At 43.3% G+C, this 18,004-nt stretch carries 17 protein-coding genes; 12 read left to right on the top strand and 5 right to left on the bottom strand.

What is annotated here, in order from left to right; all coding sequences use genetic code 11:
* Window positions 1-116 (top strand): transposase (locus H6G26_RS30505; RefSeq protein ID WP_190727979.1); only part of this gene is annotated, 116 nt, incomplete at its 5' end.
* Window positions 117-157: 41 nt separating this feature from the next.
* Here the strand turns inward: H6G26_RS30505 and H6G26_RS30500 are convergent.
* Window positions 158-1,039 (bottom strand): phosphatidate cytidylyltransferase, encoded by an 882-nt coding sequence (locus H6G26_RS30500; RefSeq protein WP_190734229.1) that lies wholly within the window; start codon window positions 1,037-1,039, stop codon window positions 158-160.
* A 199-nt stretch (window positions 1,040-1,238) separates the two neighbouring features.
* The gene (gene cbiT, locus H6G26_RS30495; RefSeq protein WP_190734223.1) at window positions 1,239-1,841 is read right to left on the bottom strand and encodes a precorrin-6Y C5,15-methyltransferase subunit CbiT; all 603 of its coding nucleotides are present in this window, start codon (window positions 1,839-1,841) and stop codon (window positions 1,239-1,241) included.
* A 94-nt stretch (window positions 1,842-1,935) separates the two neighbouring features.
* Here cbiT and H6G26_RS30490 point away from each other — a divergent pair, with 94 nt between their 5' ends.
* The 3 genes from H6G26_RS30490 to tatA all read left to right on the top strand — a co-directional run bounded on the left by H6G26_RS30490 (window position 1,936) and on the right by tatA (window position 5,033).
* Window positions 1,936-3,339, top strand: a complete 1,404-nt coding sequence (locus tag H6G26_RS30490) for a serine/threonine-protein kinase (RefSeq protein WP_190734221.1) — start codon at window positions 1,936-1,938, stop codon at window positions 3,337-3,339.
* Between the two features lie 231 nt (window positions 3,340-3,570).
* Window positions 3,571-4,818, top strand: coding sequence for an RNA-guided endonuclease TnpB family protein (locus H6G26_RS30485; protein WP_190734220.1), 1,248 nt, complete (start codon window positions 3,571-3,573; stop codon window positions 4,816-4,818).
* Between the two features lie 44 nt (window positions 4,819-4,862).
* Window positions 4,863-5,033, top strand: coding sequence for a twin-arginine translocase TatA/TatE family subunit (gene tatA / locus H6G26_RS30480; RefSeq protein ID WP_190734227.1), 171 nt, complete (start codon window positions 4,863-4,865; stop codon window positions 5,031-5,033).
* Window positions 5,034-5,093: 60 nt separating this feature from the next.
* On the opposite strand, the gene cphA is transcribed toward tatA, so the two are convergent.
* Together cphA and H6G26_RS30470 are read right to left on the bottom strand one after the other, a co-directional pair.
* Window positions 5,094-7,799: a cyanophycin synthetase gene (gene cphA / locus H6G26_RS30475; RefSeq protein WP_190734225.1), complete on the bottom strand. Its 2,706-nt coding sequence runs from the start codon at window positions 7,797-7,799 to the stop codon at window positions 5,094-5,096.
* Window positions 7,800-8,174: 375 nt separating this feature from the next.
* Window positions 8,175-9,038, bottom strand: coding sequence for a cyanophycinase (locus H6G26_RS30470; protein WP_100898664.1), 864 nt, complete (start codon window positions 9,036-9,038; stop codon window positions 8,175-8,177).
* Window positions 9,039-9,576: 538 nt separating this feature from the next.
* On the opposite strand from H6G26_RS30470, the gene trmD reads away from it, so the two are divergent.
* The 6 genes from trmD to argH all read left to right on the top strand — a co-directional run bounded on the left by trmD (window position 9,577) and on the right by argH (window position 15,329).
* A complete protein-coding gene (trmD, locus tag H6G26_RS30465; RefSeq protein WP_190734218.1) occupies window positions 9,577-10,287 on the top strand; it encodes a tRNA (guanosine(37)-N1)-methyltransferase TrmD in 711 nt (236 codons plus the stop codon).
* Between the two features lie 52 nt (window positions 10,288-10,339).
* Entirely contained in the window at window positions 10,340-10,825 is a 486-nt protein-coding gene (gene ispF, locus H6G26_RS30460) for a 2-C-methyl-D-erythritol 2,4-cyclodiphosphate synthase (protein ID WP_190734216.1), read from the top strand.
* Window positions 10,826-10,887: 62 nt separating this feature from the next.
* Window positions 10,888-12,681: an ABC transporter substrate-binding protein gene (locus H6G26_RS30455; RefSeq protein ID WP_190734214.1), complete on the top strand. Its 1,794-nt coding sequence runs from the start codon at window positions 10,888-10,890 to the stop codon at window positions 12,679-12,681.
* Between the two features lie 81 nt (window positions 12,682-12,762).
* Entirely contained in the window at window positions 12,763-13,551 is a 789-nt protein-coding gene (gene larB / locus H6G26_RS30450) for a nickel pincer cofactor biosynthesis protein LarB (RefSeq protein ID WP_190734212.1), read from the top strand.
* A gap of 107 nt (window positions 13,552-13,658) precedes the next feature.
* On the top strand, window positions 13,659-13,868 hold the full coding sequence (locus H6G26_RS30445) for a hypothetical protein (protein ID WP_190734203.1): 210 nt from the start codon (window positions 13,659-13,661) through the stop codon (window positions 13,866-13,868).
* Window positions 13,869-13,943: 75 nt separating this feature from the next.
* Complete coding sequence (argH, locus tag H6G26_RS30440; RefSeq protein ID WP_190734201.1) at window positions 13,944-15,329, top strand: argininosuccinate lyase; 1,386 nt, start codon at window positions 13,944-13,946, stop codon at window positions 15,327-15,329.
* A gap of 130 nt (window positions 15,330-15,459) precedes the next feature.
* On the opposite strand, the gene H6G26_RS30435 is transcribed toward argH, so the two are convergent.
* On the bottom strand, window positions 15,460-15,624 hold the full coding sequence (locus H6G26_RS30435; protein WP_167407613.1) for a hypothetical protein: 165 nt from the start codon (window positions 15,622-15,624) through the stop codon (window positions 15,460-15,462).
* A 636-nt stretch (window positions 15,625-16,260) separates the two neighbouring features.
* Here H6G26_RS30435 and H6G26_RS30430 point away from each other — a divergent pair.
* Both H6G26_RS30430 and H6G26_RS30425 read left to right on the top strand, forming a co-directional pair.
* Complete coding sequence (locus H6G26_RS30430) at window positions 16,261-16,755, top strand: NUDIX hydrolase (RefSeq protein ID WP_190734200.1); 495 nt, start codon at window positions 16,261-16,263, stop codon at window positions 16,753-16,755.
* Between the two features lie 204 nt (window positions 16,756-16,959).
* Window positions 16,960-17,772 (top strand): alpha/beta hydrolase, encoded by an 813-nt coding sequence (locus H6G26_RS30425; protein WP_190734198.1) that lies wholly within the window; start codon window positions 16,960-16,962, stop codon window positions 17,770-17,772.
* Window positions 17,773-18,004 lie beyond the last annotated feature (232 nt).

Here is an 18,004-nt window from a genome sequence, read left to right as displayed (position 1 = left end):
TTGGGTGGCTAATGGGCTGTCGGCGATTGGCCAGAGACTATGAGTTATTACCGGAAACATCGGAGACGTTTATCTACCTTGCCATGATCCGGATCATGGTAAGACGATTAGCATAAAATTTTACCCCCCCAAACTTTTCAAACAGCCTCTAAAATCGCTATAGTAGCGGTAACAGTAATGTCACAAAATAGTAAACCAAAGGTGCTGTGAAAATATAACTATCAGTACGGTCTAAAATACCACCATGTCCGGGGATTAACTGCCCAGAATCTTTGACTCCAGCATCTCGCTTGAGCATAGACTCGGTAAGATCCCCTAAAAGACTAGCAATACCAATTAGTAAACCCAATGCTAAACCCGTGATGGGGGATCTGGGCAAGTGCAGATAATAGGCTCCTGCTATGGCTACAGCAACACTTGAAGTAATGCCAAAAACAGCCCCTTCTACAGTTTTTTTCGGGCTAATGTCAGACAGACGGGTTTTCCCAAAGAATTTGCCAATGGTGTAAGCACCAATATCGGCTGCCCAAATACACAAAAAAGTCAACAGTGTTGCTGTAAAACCTTGTGATAAAGAAGCAGAATTTGCCTTTTCCCAGAAATCTGTCCAGGTTGGGGGCCAGTAACCTCCGAAAGGGAGATTGCTAAAAGCAGCACTATCAATTGCTCGTAATCGCACCCAGTAACTTGGCAAATAACCTACGTAAAATAGCCCCATAATAGAAGCGGAAACATCAGCGATCGTGGCAAATTTGGGCTGAAACAGTAGATAAAAACAAATAAGTGTGCCAGCTATTGGCATCACAGCATCAGCTAAACTGCCATCAAGGGTACAAATTCCCAGCAGAACTTGGCTGACAGCCATAGTCGTTTTAGCAGCAGGAGCGATGCCTCTGGCTCGCACCAAATTAAAATATTCCTGTTGACCCAAAAAGATGACAACCGCAAACATGATGGTAAAGTACCAACCCCCCAAAAGGGTCACAGAAAGAGCAAGAGCGATCGCAACAATTCCACTAATAATCCGAGACCAAGGCATAGAAGTATTAAATATGGGGCATTGGGCATTGGGCATTGGGCATTGGGCATGGGGCATGGGGCATTGGGAATTGGGCATTTATTAATTAATTAGTTATTCTTTCTTCTCCTGCTTCCCCTGCTCCCCCTAACTTCCTTATCTCTGTTTCCCCCCTTCCCTTGCCGTCTCTTGCAATGCCCTATGCCCCATGCCCCATTCCCTAATCAAGTTTCTCACCACTGAGGATAAAAATTGGATCAACGGCGGTAAAGGTTTGAGAAAAGCCACGTGTCTCTAAGCGGTTAACCGCAGACTGGACGACTTCGATATTTCTAGCCCTTAATAGAGAAAAGCTCTGGGAAATAGCATACAGACTTTCTAGATTAGCAGCTGTGGCTACAACCCGACCGGATGGCGGCAAATAATGCCAAGCTGCTTGTAGAATTTCCTGAATAGGGCGTCCTCCCTCGATACAAACACGGTGAGGGGTAACTTTCAAATCGTGTAAACACTCTGGGGCGCTACCTTCAATTACTTCGACGTTTTTCACATCAAAGCGATCGCAGTTACGCTTGATCAGATTAGCTACTTCTTCATCCCTTTCTATAGCGATAATCTTTCCTTTTGGACATAGTAGCCCCACCTCTACCGGAATTGTACCTGTCCCTGCGCCAATATCCCACAATACAGAATCTGATTTTAGCCGCAGTTGGGCAATCAATAGTAGTCTGACTTCTCGCTGGCTCAGGGGGATTCCTGGCAAATTTTCAAACAATTCATCGGGAATACCAGGGGTAATATAAGGCCAAAGTTGGGAGGGCATAGAACTACGCAATTATACTAAAGATATAGATTTGCCAAATTTAAAAGCTATAAGCTCTAAAAACTTTTCAACCGTAGCATTATAAGAAACCATAATGATCGGCGAAATATTAGGCGAACGCTACGAAGTTCAGCAGCTATTAGGAAAAAAAGCAGGGCGGCAAACGTTGTTAGCTCGTGATTTGAAAACTCAGGAATTAGTTGTCATTAAGTTACTCTCTTTTGGTGGTGACTTTGAATGGGATTCGCTCAAGTTGTTTGAGCGGGAAGCTGAAACTTTAAAATCTTTGTCACATCCCTTAATTCCTCAGTATTTAAACTATTTTGAGGTAAATTTACCAACCATCAAGGGATTTGCCCTGGTACAAACTTATATCCCTGCCCAAACTTTAGAGCAATACTTACAAACTGGGCGAACTTTTACAGAAGCTGAAGTCAAACAGATAGCCAAAGCGGTTTTAGAAATTCTTATTTACCTACATGGGTTATATCCGCCTGTAATCCACCGTGATATTAAGCCTAGCAATATTTTATTGGGGGAGCGTTCTGGGAATAGTGTTGGTCAAGTTTATTTGGTAGATTTTGGCTCAGTTCAGACAGTTCTCGCCACAGAAACCGGGACAAGAACTGTGGTAGGAACCTATGGCTATATGCCACCAGAGCAATTTGGGGGACGCACTGTTGCAGCTTCTGACCTTTATAGTTTAGGCGCAACCTTAATTTATTTAATGACGGGTAGTCACCCAGCCGATTTACCTCAAAAGGACTTTCGCATTCAGTTTGAACAAGCGGCTAATGTGAGTCCCAGCTTTAGCAATTGGCTAAAGTGGATGATTGAACCCAGTTTAGAACGGCGTTTGAGTTCTGCTACCCAAGCAATCGCAGCTTTAGACAAACCACAACAGAAAAACTTATCTGCTTTGGTTGCTAGCAAACCAGACGGGAGTAAGATTCAATTAACCAAAAATGGTGATTATCTAGAAATTATCGTTCCCCCAACTGGTTTTGAACCATCAATAGTATTCACAGGTTTATTTGCGATCGTCTGGAATTCATTTATCCTGTTTTGGACAATTGGCGCTCTCTCGGCCCCTTTCCCTGTCAACATCCCTTTTGCCTTATTCTCACTTCCTTTTTGGGGTGCTGGCTTTATGATGCTGTATAAATTTTTCTTTAATTTGTTTGGACGCGTTTCTTTACGCCTGGATTTAGAAAAAATTGCCTTAAGGTGGGAGTTGTTTGCTTGGAAATTTGAGCGTCCCCGGCCATCACCAAGGCAAAGTATAACCAAGGTGGTTTATATTCCAAAACACTTTACTAAAGACTCTGAAGGCACTAGAGTTGCCGTTCCAGCACAATTATATATTTGCTCAGGAGTACAAAAATATCAGATTGGTGGAAATGATGTCGGTATTAAATCCGAAGTAGAACTTGAATGGTTAGCTCATGAATTGAGTAATTGGTTAGGTTTGCCAATTACTAATCCAATGGAAAGTTAGTTGCGCTTATCAGTGGCGAACTTATGGCATTTGAGCCATCAATGTCTATTGGGGGATTCGGGGGGCTATAAGTCCTGCCCTCTACCGGAACGGTGAGCGTCGGGATACATCGACTCCCCGCGTCGATTGAGGGGTTCGAGAAGTGGTAGCGAGTATTCGAGCGTCTGCCCCGAAAATTGACACAATATCCATTAGTTCTAACAGAGGAAATAAATCCGTTAGAATATCTGTATGTTGAATTTGACCTACAGTTATCGAATTTATCCAGGACTTGACCAGGAAGCTCAGATGCTTGATTGGTTGGAGCAATGTCGTCGCGTTTACAACTATGCATTGGCAGAGCGTAAAGACTGGATAAATTCGCGTAAATGCTTGGTCAATGCTTGCAGCATCAAGCAGGAGTACATTATTCCTGCTGACACGCCATATCCCGACTACTACAAACAACAAAATGCGCTGACCAAAGCCAAAGAGGTTATTCCAGAACTGAAGGCAGTTCATTCTCAAGTCTTGCAAGATGCTCTGAAGCGACTGGATAAGTCGTTCAAGTTCATGCAAGAGAGAGGGTTTGGATTTCCTCGTTTCAAAAAGTTTGGTCAGTATGGCTCGTTTGTATTTCCGCAGTTCAAATCGAATCCAGTAAATGGGTTTGAAATCAAACTGCCGAAGATTGGAGCAATGCCCATCAATCTGCATCGACCTATTCCAGACGGGTTTGAGATCAAACAAGTGCGGGTTGTCTTCAAGTCGTCGGGTTGGTATGCTCAACTGATTTTGCAATCCGATGTTGCCGTTCCCGAACCAATGCCGCATGGTGAACCCATCGGGATTGATTTGGGATTGGAAAAGTTCTTGGCTGTATCGACAGGAAAACTGATAGAACGCCCTCGATTTTTCGTGGATTTGCAAAGCAAGCTTCGATGGCTGCAACGCAAATTGAGAAATAAGAAAAAGGGTTCTGCCAACTACCGGAAAGTACAAGTTAAGATTCGCGCACTCCATGAACACATCTATAACATTCGACGTGAGTTCCACTTTTTGACGGCTCACAAGCTTTGCGACATCGCCGGGATGATCTTTGCTGAGGATTTGAACCTCAAAATGACCAGTCGTGGTATGTTGGCAAAACATTGCTTGGATGCTGCATGGGGCAGTTTTTTGGATATTCTCAAATGGGTGTCTTGGAAGCGTGGTATCTACTTCGCCAAAGTTGACCCTAACGGGACAAGTCAGACCTGCCCTCAGTGTGGGGCGCATACTAGAAAGAAGAAACTCAGCCAACGGGTGCATCATTGCAGTGAATGTAGATATACAACAGACCGAGATGTTGCTGCCGCTCAACTGGTGATGCAGCGAGGGATTGTAGCCGTTGGACAGACGGTGATACTGCCTGTGGAGGAAGGTTGCTTGGAAACCCCAATGAAGCAGGAAATCTCTTCTGTGAAGAAGGGAAGCCCACGCTCTACCCGAATCGGGTGAGCGTTGGGAGGATGTCACTTACAGATGCCTTAGAGGAAATTTATATGTTTGGACTAGGATTGCCAGAAATGGGTGTAATTGTGATAATCGCTATTTTAATTTTTGGGCCCAAAAAAATTCCCGAACTGGGCACTGCCCTGGGAAAAACCCTACGAGGTTTTAAGGAGGAGATGAAAACTCCTAGTGATGATACCAATCCAGAACAAGAAAAATAAAAGTCAAGAGTCAAGGGTCAAAAACTTTTAAATACTAAACTTTAGACCCTTGACTTTTCACTAAAGTAGTGTATTAACTACAGATGAAGGTGCGATTCCATTTTGAGAATCAATGATTGCTGTGCCAGTATTTTGTTGATGTGTCTCTTCCTTAGCTAAACCACGCAGCTTAATTAACTTAATAGCCCGAGTAACGCTTTCTGGCAAAATTACCACCAGACTGTTATCAGGAGCCATGTCTAAGCCTTTATTTATCGCTTGGGTTTCATCCAGAATTGATTCATAGCGGCTATCAGGTTTAACTGAGGTGATGCCTTGAATAATCAACTGGGCGGCTGAACCCCGTAAACGTCCCCGTGTGTCATCGTCTTCTTTGATGATGATGTAATCAAAAATTTGCGCTGCTAATTTACCCAAAGTAACAAAGTCTTCATCACGGCGATCGCCTGGCCCACCAATTACGCCAATCCGTTGCCCTGTAGTCCAGTTCCGAACAAAGGAACCTACAGCTTCGTAACTAGCTGCGTTATGGGCATAGTCTACTAAAGCGTGGTAGTTGCCTAAATTAAATAGATTCATTCGTCCTGGTGTTTGACTAACTGAAGCCCGGAAGGTCTTCAAACCAGCACGAATTTGCTCAATTGTGACGTTTTGCACGAATGCTGCCAAACTTGCTGCTAAAGCGTTGGCAATCATAAACGGTGCGCGCCCGCCCATTGTTAAAGGTATATTTTCTGCTCTTTCTATACGGTGTGTCCAATCACCTTTAACAATTGACAAATAGCCATTTTCATATACTGCCGCTACTCCGCCCTTTTGGATATGCTTTCGCACCAATTCCGAGTCGGGGTTCATTGTGAAGTAAGCAATATTAGCCTTAGTTTTTTCTGACATGGCGGCAACGCGGCGATCGTCGGCGTTAAGTACCGCATAGCCATCAGGGAATACGGCTTCCGCTACTACACTCTTGAGGTTAGCTAACTGCTCAATGGTATCTATATCGCCTATTCCTAAGTGGTCGGCGGCTACATTCAATACCACTCCCACATTTGCGGCTTCAAAACCCAATCCAGAGCGGAGAATACCACCACGAGCCGTTTCGAGTACCGCTACTTCTACTGTGGGATCTTGGAGGATGACGTGGGCACTTTGGGGGCCTGTGTTATCGCCAGCTTCTACTAAGTAATCACCGATGTACGTTCCATCTGTTGTAGTATATCCTACTACTTTCCCCGTCTGCTTATAAATATGTGCTAGTAGTCGGGTAGTAGTGGTTTTACCATTAGTACCAGTGATGCTGAGGATGGGAATTTGGCTAGATTGCTCGTTGGGAAACAGCATATCCATTACTGCGCCAGCAACGTTGCGGGGAATGCCGACACTTGGGGCAACGTGCATCCGAAAGCCAGGAGCAGCGTTTACTTCGACAATCACGCCATCCACTTCCCGCAGAGGACGGCTAATATCTGTGGTGACGATATCGAGTCCGGCGATATCCAAACCGATAATCTTAACTACCCGTTGTGCCAACCACAAATTTTCTGGGTGAATTTCATCAGTACGGTCTACGGCACTACCACCTGTACTTAAGTTTGCCGTTGCTCTGAGATAACAAATGGTTCCTTTAGGTGGAACGCTATTTAGGGTATAGCCTTGTCTTTCTAATAGTTGGTAGCTGGTGCGGTCTAGTTCAATCTTGGTCAGGACGTTATCATGTCCTTCACCGCGATTTGGATCAAGGTTTGTTTCCTCAATCAGTTCGGAGATAGTGGATCTGCCATTGCCAATCACATGAGCCGGGACACGTTCGGCTACTGCTACTACTTTGCCATTTACCACCAGTACTCTGTGGTCGCGTCCAACATAATACCGTTCAACAATAATTGATCGGGAAACTTGTCTTGCAGCTTCGTATCCTGCTTCAGCTTCTTCCCAAGTTCTGATGTCAATGGTGATCCCACGTCCATGATTGCCATCGAGTGGCTTGATGACGATGGGATATCCGCCAACGTATTCAATGGCTTGCTCTAAATCGTCTAAGAAGTTGATCACTGTACCTCTAGGTACTGGCGCACCAGCAGCAGCGAGGATGCGTTTAGTGGCTTCTTTGTCGCAAGCTAGTTCTACGCCTAGAATGCTGGTGTTATCCGTCATCGTGGCCTGCATCCGCTTCTGATTCACGCCGTAGCCGAGCTGAATCAAAAAGCGAGCTTCTAGAGACATCCAGGGAATGCCTCTTTTTTCTGCTTCTTTGATGATCGCTTCAGTGGAGGGGCCTAAGGAAGCATCACGGGTGAAGTCTTTCAGGTCTTGGATATCTTGCTCTAGTTCTGCTTTGGGATAACGGCCTCGATCAACGATACTTTGGCACAGCCGCACAGCAGCTCGTCCAGCGTAGCGTCCCGCTTCCTCATTCTGATACTCAATTACTACTTGGTAAATTCCGGGTGTGGCAGTTTCGCGGGTGCGACCAAAGCCGACATGCATACCAGCTAATTCCTGGAGTTCTAAAGCTACGTGCTCCACGATATGGCCAATCATAGTGCCTTCTTTGACTCGCATCAAAAAACCACCACGACAGCCAGGAGAACAATAATGGCCCTCCAGACTCGGCAGCGCCTCAACTAATCCTTCATAAAAGCCAGGGATTTCATTCGAGGGCGTCTCGCCAAGGGTTTCTAAATCGAGGCGCATGACGATCAGTTTGTGGCGTCGAATGCTCCAATAGTTTGGGCCGCGTAAGGTCTGGATCTTGAGGATTCTCATGGGAATAGGTAGATGGAGATTCGGAACCAAAATTCTAGTTTCTTACTGAAATTGACCGCTAAACTGTTCGTTGCAAACAGTTTTTTCTTTTTACATAGTATTCTCATCATTTTTCTACAACAAGAAATAAATGTGCGGTCAACCGATTTTGGATTTTAGATTTATGATTTTGGATTAAAAGAGACGATTAGGGTACTTAGCTCTGGTAATTTTAGATTTACGATCGCGTAGCGTCAACGAGTCATTGAGGGGTTTTTAGATTTGTTTCACCTACTTTTTGTCGGCATCTGCCGAAAAGCTCTTTTAATCTAAAATCCAAAATCCAAAATCTAAAATTTGTGGTCAACTCAGTGTAACCTCAGATACTCTATCCCGTCAGCTGGAGATTCGGTGTACAGCAGGCAATACAGTGCGCTGGTACAAGTGGAAGCGATCGCCGTAGCTGAGGATATGGAGACGTAAATTATGCACGGTTAATGGTTCATTAGCACCGACATGGGGTTCGTTGGTGTGGGTAGCTTCAGTGGGATCAACAATGGTGACACTGCCTTTACCCATAACTTGTAGCCAACCATCACGTTCAAACACTGCACAAGTATCTTCATCAATGCCAATACCTAAGCGATCGGGGTGAGCTGCGATCGCACTAATCAACCTTCCCATGCGATTACGGTTATGAAAATGTTGATCAACGATTACTTCAGGAATAAATCCTAAACCCGTTGCCATATCAACCAGGGAACGATTTGGCGACTCTCCACTACCGCCGCCAGCAATCATGTGATGCCCCATTACTGCTGCCCCTGCACTGGTGCCTGCTAAGGTAAGTTGCCCCGCCCTCACCCTCTGCCGAATAATTTCCATTGCTGGCGTATCCGCCAATACGCCACAAAGACGCAACTGGTCTCCTCCTGTCAAAAATACTCCACTACAGGCTTCTAAGGATGCTTTGATCTGGGAGGATTCACACTGTTCCCGTTCGCGGATGTCTAAAATCTCTACCTTCTGGGCACCCATTTCTTCAAAAATGCGAATATACCGGCCACCAATGATGGCGGGTTCGCGAGAGGCAGATGGAATAATTGTAATATAAGCCTTACTAGCACCAGCACGTCCAAAAAAAGTTCGTAGGATTTCGCGCCCATGAACTTTATCTTCTGCGCCTCCGATAACCAGAACGGCGGTTTTAGTTGCTTGGGGTGTCCTCATTTCTAGCGATTTAGCTTGTAATTGCGGCATTTTGTTTCTCCTGTCAACAACTTCAGGTGAATTTAACAAGGTTCAGAAGCAGCCATGATTTTTGCGCTTTGCTTTTTTGAGAGGACACTTTTTGGAAGTTTGGAACTGAGTCAGCCACTCTCCAAATTCTTGCTTAACGCTCGCGTTGCCTCAGTCTAAACGTGTTTATTCCCATTTCTCAAAGCCAAAGCCTTGTTTTTCACCTGTCCACTTGCAGCAGGGCAAAATAGTCTTCAGGGGGCTAGATTCCCCCTGTGCGGCTGGGGACGAGCAGTTAAGACTACGCTTTTTTCTGAGGCTGGCTCGATGCATCCTAGAAGTTGTTAACTTGATAAGATTATTAATTTAAATGTAGTTGTGACAACATTTAAACATAAATTAAGTAATTAGAAAAACTTTTAATCCCATCTAAAATCCAAGAGGTCTGGTAGTTTTAGATACTATTGATAAAGTTTAACTGGAGTTTGACTCGACCTCGGCTTGGCGGTGTTTGCTAGACATCCAAATTTAAGATTAGTGTCCTCGAATACGAATAACTGTGCGCTTTGATATAGTTACACTTTTTCCTGACTGTTTTAACTCTGTTCTCAATTCTGGGTTACTGGGTAAAGCCTTAGCCAAACAGATTGCCGAAGTGCATCTGGTTAATCCGCGCGACTTTACCACTGACAAGCACCGAAAGGTGGATGATGAACCCTATGGCGGGGGTGTGGGGATGCTAATGAAGCCAGAACCGATTTTTACGGCTGTGGAGTCGCTGCCAACTCTACCCCGAAGAGAAGTAATTTTGATGAGTCCACAGGGTCAAACAATTAATCAACCTCTTTTGAAAGAATTGGTGACAAATTATGACCAGTTAGTAGTTATTTGCGGACATTACGAAGGAGTGGATGAGAGGGTGCTGCATTTGGTAACTCGTGAAGTATCTTTAGGCGATTTTATTCTGACTGGCGGGGAAATTCCAGCAATGGCTTTGATTAACGGTGTAGTGAGGCTAATACCAGGAACTGTCGCCAAAACGGAGTCCTTGACAGCAGAAAGTTTTGAGGAAGGGTTGTTGGACTATCCCCAATATACTCGCCCTGCCAATTTTCGCGATTTAAAAGTGCCTGATGTCTTGCTCAGTGGGAATCACGCGGCGATCGCCCGGTGGCGCTACGAACAACAAATTCAAAAAACTCGCGATCGCCGCCCTGATCTCTTGGAAAAATGGAAGCAGGGGAAGCAGGGGGAGAATAATAATTCCTAAATGCTGACTAATGACCAATGACTAATGACTAACGACTAATGACTAACGACTAATGACTAAAATTCGTATTGGTAACGGCTACGATATTCACCAATTAGTAAGCGATCGCGCTTTGATTTTAGGTGGAATTCAAATTCCCCATGAACTGGGTTTATTAGGACACAGTGACGCTGATGTGTTAACGCACGCAATTATGGATGCCATGCTTGGGGCATTATCCTTGGGGGATATTGGTCATTATTTTCCGCCTAGCGATCCCAAATGGGCGGGAGCAGATAGTTTAGTACTATTAACTCAAGTACATCAACTGATTCGGGATCAAGGCTGGCAGGTGGGAAATATTGACTCGGTAGTAGTAGCAGAACGTCCAAAATTAAAACCGCATATTAACAATATGCGCGACAAACTAGCGGCTGTTTTAAAATTAGAACCGAATCAAATTGGCATCAAGGCTACTACCAACGAAAAATTAGGCCCTGTTGGACGCGAGGAAGGTATATGTGCTTATGCTGTTGTCTTGCTAGTTGCTTCAGAATAGCTTTCTTTTAGCCCCTGATAAAGACATTAAAGACTGATTAGGATGGAAATAAATTTGAAATTATGAAATTTTTTAGCAAAATATTTCTGGCAATTAAACGTATTTGGTTGCCATTAATTTTGACTTCAGCAACAGCACTTACACTTGCCGCCTGCAACCCATCTAACTTCAAAAGTGCAGCTGCTCAAGTGCCGCAAATCGTCACCGCAGTTTTGAGCGAACCTGCAACTTTTAATTATGCTCTAAATGAATCAGCATATAGCGTTTTTGGCTTTATCTATGATTCATTGATTAATGAGAATCCCCTAACCACCAAATTAGAGCCTGGTTTAGCAGAAGCCTGGGAAGTTTCTGAAGATGGTCAGCGGATTGTAATTACCCTAAGAGAAGGAATTAAGTGGTCAGATGGTCAACCAATGACTACTGATGATATTGTCTTTACTTATAACGAAATTTACCTTAATCCTAAAATACCAACCTCCCTTAAAGATGCTTTAAAAGTTGGCGATAAAGGCACTTTGCCAAAGGTGAAAAAAATTGATGAGCGTCGGGTTGAATTTAGCATACAAGAACCGTTTGCTCCTTTTTTAAGATATGTAGGCGGTATTCCAATTATGCCAGCCCATGCTCTACAGGAAGGAATTCGCACAACTGGAACTGATGGGAATCCTAAGTTTCTCTCAATGTGGGGAACAGGCACTGATCCGAAACAAATTGTTGGTAACGGTCCCTATGTCATGGAAAGTTACGTTTCCAGCCAGCGAGTTATATTTCGGCGCAATCCATACTACTGGCGCAAAGATGCTCAGGGTAATCCTCAGCCTTACATTGAGCGCATTGTTTGGCAAATTATTGAATCTACTGAAAACCAGTTGATTAGTTTTCGTTCTGGTCAGTTAGATGATTTAGAAGTTGCTCCTGAAGGTTTTAGTTTGCTGAAGCGAGAAGAAAAACGGGCAAATTTTGAAATTTATAACGGTGGCCCAGATACAAGTACGACTTTTATTGCTTTCAATCTGAGTAAAGCTAAGAATTCTCAGGGTAAACCTTTCGTTGACCCAATTAAATCTAAGTGGTTTAACAAAAAGGAATTCAGACAGGCTATAGCTTATGCACTCGACCGCGAAACCATGAAAATAAATGCTTTTCGGGGACTGGGTGAACTGCAAAATTCATTTGTTTATGTTAAAAGTCCCTACTTTCTTCCTCCAGAAAAAGGATTAAGGGTATATAATTACGAACCAGATAAATCTAAGAAATTACTGTTACAAGCTGGATTTAAATATAATCCTCAAAATCAGCTTGTAGATGCTGATGGTAACAGAGTTAGATTTACACTTTTAACGAATTCGGAAAGAAAAGTTAGAGGAGATATGGCGTCTCAAATCAGACGGGATCTCGCTAATATTGGGATTCAAGTAGATTTGCAAATTCTCAGCTTCAATTCCTATCTAGAAAAACTCAAAGTGACGCAGAATTGGGATTGTTACCTGGGAGGATTTGCTGGAGGCGGTATTGAACCCCACAGCGCTAGCAATATCTGGAGAGTTGCCGGTGCATCCCACGCATTTAATTTAGGACCACAACCGGGAGATCCACCTATAATTGGCTGGGAAGTTTCCGACTGGGAAAAGGAAATTGACAGCCTTTACATTAAAGGCGCACAGGTATTGGATGAAAACAAGCGCAAAGAAATTTATTATGAATATCAGCGCATCGCCTCAGAACAGTTGCCGTTTATTCATTTAGTAGAGAGGTTGAATCTGCAAGCAGTGCGCGATCGCTTCCAAGGTATTCAATATACTGCTCTTGGTGGCCCATTCTGGAACCTCTACGAACTAAAAGTAACCGATTAGTTATTAGTCATTGGTCATTAGTCATTGCGGCATGAGGCATTAGTTATTCACAAATGACAAATAGCAAAGGACAAATAAAAAATGACCGATGAAAAAACCTTGCGATCGCTACTCGTTGCGGTTGCCAATGGTAAAGTTACGCCAGATACGGCATTAGACTCACTCAAAGACTTAACTTATGAATCCGTGGGTGAGTTTGCCAAAATCGACCATCATCGCCAGCTAAGAACTGGTTTCCCAGAGGTGATTTGGGGCCCTGGTAAGACTCCCGATCAAATTGCTCAAATTATGGAAGTGATGCGCCTCCGCAACCCGGTGGTGATGGCAACCCGCATTGAACCAGCAGTTTATACTGTACTGCAATCAAAAGTTAGCGGTTTGCGATATTACGAATCGGCACGAATTTGTGCGATCGCTCCCCTTACCATCGAACCACAATTCCAAGGTGAAATTGGCATTCTTTCTGCTGGTACGGCCGATTTACCCGTTGCTGAAGAAGCGGCTGTCACAGCTGAACTTTCGGGTTTTCGGGTACAGCGTCTCTGGGATGTTGGTGTCGCTGGAATTCACCGCTTATTAAGTAACCGCCACCTGATTGAATCAGCATCAGTGTTGATTGTCGTGGCGGGGATGGAAGGCGCTTTACCCAGCGTTGTCGCTGGTTTAGCGAGTTGTCCTGTGATTGCCGTACCCACCAGCATCGGTTATGGCGCAAGTTTTGGCGGTCTAGCACCTTTATTGACAATGCTCAACTCTTGTGCTGCGGGAGTAGGGGTAGTAAATATCGATAATGGTTTTGGTGCAGCAGTGTTAGCAGGGCAAATTTTGCGAACTGCCGAGAAATTGCGGTTGGCATCGGCTGGATCTTGAGTTAAGACATTAAAGTTATAGCCAATATTTCAGTAGATTATCAGTGATTTATGTGAAAAATAAACTGATACTGAGATTTGCCACCCTCAACCTCTTAACTACCAAATATGAGCCATTACAGCGATTTGATATCTCAGTTATATTGGCATTTGCCTGTAAATTTGACGGCACTAGTAGCGCAAACAATTACTGACCCAGACCTTATGGGTCAGATGCAAAAATTTTGGAACCATTTTATACGAACAGGTCAAGTGTGGCCATTGTTGATTGGTTTAGTTATTGGTTATATGATTCGGAATTTAACTAGCTACGGTTAAAGTAATTTTGGATTTTGGATTTTAGATTAATCATCAATCTAAAATCCAAAATTGATGCCCATTTACCTCATATTTATGACCAAAGAACAAACTTGGAGCCAGAGGTTTGAATCAGCGTTGCATCCGGCGATCGCTCGTTTTAATGCCAGTATAAATTTTGATATTGAATTAATAGAATATGACCTGACTGGTTCTCAAGCTCATGCCAAAATGCTTGCTCACACGGGCATTATCTCCTCAGAAGAAGGAGAGAAACTGGTTGCAGGTTTAGAACAAATTCGCCAAGAGCATCGACAGGGTAAATTTAAGCCTGGTGTCGATGCTGAAGATGTACATTTTGCAGTTGAACGACGACTAACAGAAATTGTCGGCGATGTGGGTAAAAAGGTGCATACAGCGCGATCGCGTAATGACCAAGTTGGTACTGACACTAGACTCTATCTCCGCGACCAAATCCAACAAATTAAAAGGGAATTGCGAGAATTTCAAGGGGTTTTACTGGATATTGCCGAAAAGCACGTTGAAACCCTGATTCCTGGCTATACTCACCTACAACGCGCTCAACCTCTGAGTTTAGCTCACCATTTATTGGCATACTTTCAAATGGCACAACGCGACTGGGAACGCTTAGGAGATGTTTCTCGCCGCGTGAATATCTCACCTTTAGGGTGCGGGGCTTTAGCCGGAACTACTTTCCCTATTGACCGCCATTACACAGCTAAACTCTTGGATTTTGACGATGTTTATGCTAATAGCCTTGATGGAGTGAGCGATCGCGATTTTGCGATCGAATTCTTGTGTGCTGCTAGCTTGATTATGGTTCACCTCAGCCGCCTTGCAGAAGAAGTCATTCTTTGGTCATCTGAAGAATTTCGCTTTGTCACCCTCAAAGATAGCTGTGCCACAGGTTCCAGTATCATGCCCCAAAAGAAAAACCCCGATGTACCAGAACTCGTACGCGGGAAAACGGGGCGTGTATTCGGTCATCTCCAGGCGATGTTAGTGATTATGAAAGGGCTACCCCTGGCATATAACAAAGACCTGCAAGAAGATAAAGAAGGTCTATTTGATAGCGTTAATACAATCAAAGCCTCTCTAGAAGCGATGACAATTTTGCTCAGAGAAGGTTTAGAATTTCGTACCCAGCGATTAGCAGAAGCTGTAACAGAAGATTTCTCCAACGCTACCGATGTAGCAGATTATCTCGCAGCACGGGGCGTTCCCTTTCGGGAAGCTTACAACCTTGTGGGTAAGGTGGTAAAAACTAGTATTGCCGCAGGTAAACTCCTGAAAGATTTGGAATTGGAAGAGTGGCAACAACTACATCCGGCATTTGCAGCAGATATTTATGAGGCGATATCCCCCCGTCAAGTTGTAGCAGCCCGCAACAGTTATGGTGGTACCGGCTTTGTACAGGTTAACAAAGCACTCATAGCCGCTCGCGCTCAAATGGATCAATAGAGGGAGTGGGGAGTGGAGAAGCAAAGGAGGCAGGGGCTAGGGAGAAGGCCCAATACCCAATGCTCCAAATAAATAAGGGCGTACAAATGTGCGCCCTAAAAAATAAATAACAAGCATTTAAGCAGACAGCTTATTCAGTGTCAGCTGCTGCTGCTCCTTCTTCTTCTTCACTCTTTGGTGGTCTTTGTTGGAACCTTCTCTGCATTCTTCCTGTCGTAGTTCGTTTACGAAACTTTCTGGCATACGCCTGGTTCCGTAGCGCCTTTTCTTTTTTCGGGTTACGGCGCTTGGCCATGTTCACCTCATTAATAAACAACAAAAAAGTAGCAACTAGGCATCACATAGGCAATATCAGTTACCAATATTATTGATATACTTGTAACCTAGTGCAGCAATAAATACGCTTTAAACAGTGTACTAGTCTACCGCATTTAGCCTTGTTCTGTCAATAATATTTTAGAATTATTCCTACCAGCTAGACGGATAATACCTTTTATGAGATTCAAATTGCTCAAACAGATGTAAATTAGCTAACTAGTTGTTGTTCTTGGAACAAACTAATCAAGATTACCAATAATTAGATGGCTGTCTCACACTCCACTTATTTTATCTTCTAAATTTTGGATTCTAACTTATCATTCAGATTATTTTTCTTAATGTGTGCGGAAAAACTATTAGTGCTAGCTGCTTTGGGCAACGCTAATGTTAGTTATAAACTGAAAAACTTTCTGAACTAACAAATTTTATGTATATAGGAATACAGTACTTCTATTAAAACTTGATGTTAGAATTAAAAATATTCTACGTAAATCGTGAGAATAAAATCTCAATCCACAAACATTATTGTATAAAAAAACTCAGTGAAAGTTTCCTTAATTGAGTTTATGTAAGTGGTAGAGAACTAGGGAATACAATACAAAAATTTGAAAGATTGAACGTTATTGCTTTTTTTCCGGCAGCTGTCCAGTCCACACGTAGCTTATGGCGTATTGGACAAACAGTATTGGGCATCATATTTCGTCATCCCATTACTGGCACTAGTATCATCCCAATTTTACCTGATGGCCGGATAGTACTGATCCGTCGGCGTGATGATGGACTTTGGGCATTGCCTGGAGGCATGGTTGATTGGGGAGAAGATATTCCCAACACAGTCCGCCGGGAATTGATCGAGGAAACTGGGCTAAAATTAGTAAAAATTAACCGTTTGGTAGGAGTTTACTCCGCACCAGACCGCGATCCCAGAATCCATTCAATTTGTATTGTGGTTGAAGCCGAGGTGCATGGGACAATGGAAATTCAAGATACTTTAGAAGTCATGGAAATCCAAGCTTTCTCTCCCAATTCGCTACCTTCAGAACAGATGTCTCATGACCATACTCGGCAGTTGCAAGACTACTTGAATGGCTTGACAACACTGGCATAACAATATTTTATTATTAGTCATTTGTCCTTTGTCATTGGTCATTGGTCATCAGTTCTTTGTCATTTGCCGCCAAAATTCTAGCCTCTCTTCTCTACGGATGGCTCAGACTTCTCTGTTTAAAATAAATTTTTCCAAAACAAATGACAAAGGACAAATGACCAATGACTATTTATTATGGTGCTTAAAGTTAACAACTAAATTAAAATGGATACACTATTCCGTAACTCCCGGATAAAGCTCTCTCAAGGGCTGATATTCTGGCGTGAAGTCGGTGAAAAAACTCCTATAATTTTTTTACATGGTGCTTGGAATGAGAGCAGTCAATGGTTATCTGTGATGGAGTCCCTTGCACAAGATTTCCATTGCTTCGCACTTGATTTATTAGGGTTTGGTGAGTCAGAGAATCCGAATATCCACCATTCGATAGATTTACAAGTAGAGTGTTTGGCTGAATTCTTGCAAGCTGTCAAGCTAGAAAAAGTATATTTAGTAGGGCATTCTCTTGGGGGTTGGGTTGCTGCTAGCTATGCTTTAAAGTATCCAGAGAAAGTTGATGGTGTGATACTGTTAGCACCAGAGGGCGTAGAAATCCAAGGGCAAGAAGAGTATTGTCAGAAGATGCGGCGATTACTAAGCTATCCACCGCTAATGGTTAAATTGTTGCGATCGCTAACTCCTTTCACTAAAATTCTGGGTTGGTATGAAAAAATTGCCCAGGATTTGCAATTACGTCAGGAATTGTTGCGTTACCCCATAGCTTGCCAGTTACTCTTCAAAAGGCGACAAGCAGAAATTGAAGCGGAATTAGTGCAAAAGCGGCTTTACATGATAGATGTGCCGGTTTTTATTTTACAAGGTGGCCAAGATACACCAGATGCTTTAGCCAAGAGCCGGGTTTATACTCAACTGATACCGAAAGTCGAGTTGAAAATGATTGCCCATGCCGGAAATGACTTACCAGAATCTTGTGCTGGGATTGTAGCAGTTGAGATTCGGGAGTTTATTAAAGGGAATTGAGTATTTGGACTTATCGTCTTGCTGGATGCAATCGCAAAGTATGCAAGTTTACAAAGAATTGATATTAACGCTCAGAGAATCAAAGCTCAATTTCGACCTTCTAATTGATCAATCTTAAGCTGCTCTGGGTCCAGGGTAAGCTCATCTAATTTGGTATAAATAAAACTTGACAAATTCCAGAAAATCAGCATAAAAGATTGTATAAAAAATAGACTTGACGACTGAGCAAGAC

Origin of the sequence: Nostoc sp. FACHB-888 (assembly GCF_014696655.1) — a bacterium.
In the GTDB taxonomy this organism is placed as follows: domain Bacteria; phylum Cyanobacteriota; class Cyanobacteriia; order Cyanobacteriales; family Nostocaceae; genus Nostoc.
The sequence above is the reverse complement of the archived record's forward strand: the minus strand, read 5'-3'. Positions and strand labels throughout refer to the sequence as shown.